Source organism: Tahibacter caeni, from assembly GCF_024609805.1.
In the GTDB taxonomy this organism is placed as follows: domain Bacteria; phylum Pseudomonadota; class Gammaproteobacteria; order Xanthomonadales; family Rhodanobacteraceae; genus Tahibacter; species Tahibacter caeni.
Genome location: NZ_JANFVR010000369.1, coordinates 1 through 4,263, shown reverse-complemented (window position 1 = coordinate 4,263; position 4,263 = coordinate 1). Strand labels below are relative to the sequence as shown.

Sequence of the window (4,263 nt, the reverse complement as noted above, 5' to 3'; positions counted from 1 at the left end):
GGCCGCGCTCGCGTTCGCGCTGTCGCGCAATGCGCGCTGTGACCGCCAGTTGCGGGCCGGCGACTACGTCACGACCGGCGCGGCCACCGGCATCCACGACATTCGCGCGGGCCAGCGCGCGATCGTCGACTTCGGCGCGCACGGGCGCGTGCATTGCCGCGCGGTCGCCGCGACCGGGAGCGCCGCATGAGCACGCGACGGCAGTTCCTCGGCGCCGCGGCGCTGGCCCTGGGTTCGGCCGCGGGCGCATTGCGCGCCGCCGGCGGCCGCCTAGAACTCGCCGCGACCGACGTGCACGTGCGCGGCTATCCGACGGTCGAAGCATTGCGCTGGATCGGCGAGACGCTCGAACGCGAGACCGAGGGCCGCGTCGGCCTGCGCCTGTATCACTCGGGCCAGCTCGGCCGCGAGTCCGACCTGATCGATCTCGCGCGCTTCGGCGCGATCGACATCGCGCGCGTGAACATGGCCGCGCTGAACAATCCGTTCCCGGCCACGCGCATCCTCTGCCTGCCGTACGTGTTCGACGACACGGCGCACATGCGCCGCTCGCTCGACGGCGGGGTGGGGCAGGAGATACTCGCGAAATTCGCCGATCGCGATCTCGTCGGCCTCGCGTTCTACGACTCGGGCGCGCGCTGCATCTACAACACCAAGCGGGCCATCGTGCAGCCCGGCGACCTGCACGGGCTCAAGATCCGCGTGCCGCCGTCGGACATCTTCATGCACCTGATCCGCGCGCTCGGCGCGAACCCGACGCCGCTGCCGTACGGCGAGGTCTATTCGGCGCTGCAGACGCACCTGATCGACGGCGCCGAGAACAACTGGCAGAGCTTCCACACGACGCGCCAGTTCGAGGCCGCGCGGTTCTGGTCCTACAGCGGGCACTCGTATTCGCCCGAGGCGCTGTTGATGTCGCGCCGGCGCTTCGAGCTGCTGCGGCCCGACGACCGCGATCGCCTGCTCGACATCGCGCGGCGCTCGGTCGCCTACATGCGTTCGCTCTGGGACGAATCCGAAGCGGCTTCGCGCGACTACGTGCTGACCCACGGCGTCGCGGCGAACGAGGTCGACCGCGCGGCGTTCGAGCGCGCCGCGGCGCCGGTGGTCGCGCGCTATCGCGAAGACGCCGACGTCGACCGCTACTGGCGCGGCATACGCGAACTGTCCGGCATCGGCTGACGTACGACGCGTTCGCGGCGATCGTCGCGAACGCAGCGCCGAAGCCGGCTCCGGCAGCGGCACGACGACGACACGAGCCGCGTCCACGCGGCCGACAGAAGAGGGAGTGGGCATGCAATCCAGCGAAACCGAATCCGGGCTGTTGCCGCGCGGCGCGCGCGCGGCGTTGCTCGTCGCCGGCCTCGCGCTCGTGGTCCTGGCCGCGGTGCAGGCCTGGCAGGTCATCGCGCGCTACGTGCTCAACGATTCGCCGGGCTGGACCGAGCCGCTGGCCCTGCTGCTGCTCAACACGGCCATGAGCCTCGGCGCGGCCGCCGCCGTGCAGCAGCGCGCGCATTTCGGCTTTCCGCTGCTCGTGCACCTGGCGCCGCCGCGGCTGCGCCGGCTGCTCGAAGCGTTTTCCTCGCTGGTCGTGCTCGGCCTCGGCGGCGTGCTCGCGATCGGCGGTATCCGGCTGCTGCTCGACGGCTGGGGTGTGCGCATGGCCGGCACCGTGCTGCCGCAGGGCCTGATGTTCCTGCCGCTGTCGCTGGGCGGCGCATTGATGGTGTGCTTCGCCGGCGCCGAGCTGTTCGCGCCGCGCCGCGCCGCGGCGGAGCCGCGCTGATGGCCGCGACCCTGCTGTTCGGCGCTTTCCTGTTGCTGCTGCTGGCCGGCGTGCCGGTGGCGTTCGCGCTGCTCGGCGCGTCGCTCGCGACCCTGCTGTACATCGGCATGCCGGCGCTCGTGCTCGTGCAGCAGACCGTTTCCGGCGCGAGCGCGGCCTCGCTGATCGCGATTCCGCTGTTCATCTTCGCCGGCGAGATCATGCTGCGCGGCGGCATCTCCGAGCGCCTCATCGCGCTCGCGAGTTCGCTGGTCGGCCATCTGCGCGGCGGCCTCGGCCAGGTCAGCGTGCTGTCCTCGCTGTTCTTCGGCGGCGTGTCGGGCTCTGCGATCGCCGATGTCTCGGCGATCGGCGGCGCGATGATTCCGCAGATGGTGCAGCGCGGCTTCGACCGCGACTTCGCCGTCAACGTGACGATGACCGCCGCGCTGGTCGCGCTGCTCGTGCCGCCGTCGCACAATCTGATTCTCTATTCGGCCGCGGCCGGCGGCGGCATATCGATCGCCGACCTGTTCGCGGCCGGCGTGATACCGGCGCTGCTGATGACGGCGACGGTCATGCTGACGGCCTGGATACTCGCGCGCCGGCGCGGCTATGCGGTCGAGGCGTTTCCGGGCTTCGCGACGGTGCTGCGCCGCTTCGTCGCGGCGTTGCCGGGCCTGCTGCTGGTCGCGTTGATCTTCGTCGGCATCCGCGCCGGCGTGTTCACGGCCGTGGAGAGCGCGGCGATCGCGGTCTGCTATGCGCTGTTCGTGACCGCCGTGCTGTATCGCCAGGTATCGCGCAGCGACTTCGTCGCGACGATGCTGCACGCGGCGCGCACGACCGGCATGATCCTGTTCGTGATCGCCTCGGCCGCCTGCTTCGGCTGGCTGCTCGCCTATCTGCAGGTGCCCGCGGCCGCGGTGGAGCTGCTGAGCGGCCTCGACGTCGGGCGCCATCTGCTGCTGCTGATGATGATCCTGATCCTGCTCGCGCTCGGCACCTTCATGGACCTGGCCCCGCTGATCATCATCTGCACGCCGATCTTCCTGCCGGTGGCCAAGGCCATCGGCGTCGACCCGGTGCATTTCGGCGTGATCCTGATCCTCAAGGGCGGCATAGGCCTGATCACGCCGCCGCTGGGCTCGGTGCTGTTCGTCGGCACGGCCATCGGCAAGATCAGCATCGGCGAGGCCCTGCGCTCGATCTGGCCGTTCTACCTGGCCTCGCTCGCGATGCTGCTGCTCGTCGCGTTCGTCCCCGAGCTGTCGCTGTGGCTGCCGCGCGTGCTGAAGTAGGCGCACGGCCGACGGACGGGCCGCCGGATGCCGTTGCGGGCCGGGCGCGACGCTACGCCGCGCGACGGTGTGATGGCTAGCCGCAATGCGTGACATTAAAATCGGCGCCGCCCGCTACGGCCAGGATGGATCCGCATGACCCGACGCTCCCGCGACGCGAGCAGCGCAAAACCCGCCGCCATCTCCGGCGGCGGCACGATCAACGACATCGCACGGCTGGCCGGCGTATCCAAGAAGACCGTCTCGCGCGTGATCAACCGCTCGCCGCTCGTGCAGCAGGAAACGCGCGAGAAGATCGAGGCGCTGATCCGCGAGGTCGGCTACGTGCCCGATCCGATGGCGCGCGGGCTCGCGTTCCGCAAGTCGTTCCTGATCGGCATGGTCTACGACAACCCGAACGCGCAGTACATCGTCAACATGCAGGAAGGCGCGCTGGCCAGCCTGCGCGGCACGGGCTTCGAGCTCGTCGTGCATCCCTGCGACAGCAAGAGCGACGACTACATCGCCGGCGTCCGCCAGTTCGTGCTGCAGCACCGCCTGCACGGCGTCATCCTCGTGCCGCGCGTGTCCGAGGACGGCGCGCTCGTGGAGATGCTGCAGCAGGCCGGCTGCCGCTACGCGCGGATCGCCGCGGTGTCGCTGGACGAACCCGCGCGCATGATCGCGACGAACGACCGCCTCGGCGCCGTCGAGGTCGCGAACTATCTCGAATCCCTGGGCCACCGCCGCATCGGCCTGATCACCGGACCGCAGCGCTACCTGTCCACGCGCGAGCGCGGCGCGGGCTTCGTGCAGGCGCTGGCCCGGCGAGGCATCGAGCTGTCGTCCGAACACATCGTCGAGGGCGGCTACACCTTCGAATCCGGCGTGGCCTGCGCCGAGCGCCTGCTCGCGCTCGATCCGCGGCCGACGGCGATCTTCACGCTCAACGACGAAATGGCCGCCGGCGTCTACAAGGCCGCGTTCAAGATGGGCCTGTCGATTCCCGACGACCTGTCGGTCGTCGGCTTCGACGACTCGCCGCTGGCGGCGCGGCTGTGGCCTTCGCTGAGTTCGGTGCGCCTGCCGATCCGCGACATGGGCGCATTCGCCGCGGCGATGCTGCTGGCCGGCGAGGATGCCGGCGCGCGCGCGGCGCCGGTCATCGCGCCGCACCTCGTCGCGCGCGAGTCCTGCCAGCCGCCGCGCGGCTAG

The 4,263-nt window shown here is 70.7% G+C and carries 4 protein-coding genes and 1 pseudogene; all 5 read left to right on the top strand.

Annotated elements, in window-relative coordinates:
- Positions 1-190: pseudogene (locus NON22_RS20920) on the top strand (2-keto-4-pentenoate hydratase); the annotation flags it as partial.
- Positions 187-1,182, top strand: a complete 996-nt coding sequence (locus NON22_RS20915) for a TRAP transporter substrate-binding protein (RefSeq protein ID WP_257388920.1) — start codon at positions 187-189, stop codon at positions 1,180-1,182. The pseudogene NON22_RS20920 and the gene NON22_RS20915, both read left to right, overlap by 4 nt.
- Positions 1,183-1,294: 112 nt before the next feature.
- The gene (locus tag NON22_RS20910) at positions 1,295-1,789 is read left to right on the top strand and encodes a TRAP transporter small permease (protein WP_257388919.1); all 495 of its coding nucleotides are present in this window, start codon (positions 1,295-1,297) and stop codon (positions 1,787-1,789) included.
- Positions 1,789-3,069: a TRAP transporter large permease gene (locus NON22_RS20905; RefSeq protein WP_257388918.1), complete on the top strand. Its 1,281-nt coding sequence runs from the start codon at positions 1,789-1,791 to the stop codon at positions 3,067-3,069. Before NON22_RS20910 ends, NON22_RS20905 begins: the two co-directional genes overlap by 1 nt.
- A 135-nt stretch (positions 3,070-3,204) precedes the next feature.
- The gene (locus tag NON22_RS20900; RefSeq protein WP_257388917.1) at positions 3,205-4,263 is read left to right on the top strand and encodes a LacI family DNA-binding transcriptional regulator; all 1,059 of its coding nucleotides are present in this window, start codon (positions 3,205-3,207) and stop codon (positions 4,261-4,263) included.

Excerpts from the sequence above, each read along its gene's own strand:
- NON22_RS20915 (WP_257388920.1), top strand. The coding sequence starts at position 187 with ATGAGCACGCGACGGCAGTTCCTCGGCGCCGCGGCGCTGGCCCTGGGT.
- NON22_RS20910 (WP_257388919.1), top strand. The coding sequence starts at position 1,295 with ATGCAATCCAGCGAAACCGAATCCGGGCTGTTGCCGCGCGGCGCGCGC.
- NON22_RS20905 (WP_257388918.1), top strand. The coding sequence starts at position 1,789 with ATGGCCGCGACCCTGCTGTTCGGCGCTTTCCTGTTGCTGCTGCTGGCC.
- NON22_RS20900 (WP_257388917.1), top strand. The coding sequence starts at position 3,205 with ATGACCCGACGCTCCCGCGACGCGAGCAGCGCAAAACCCGCCGCCATC.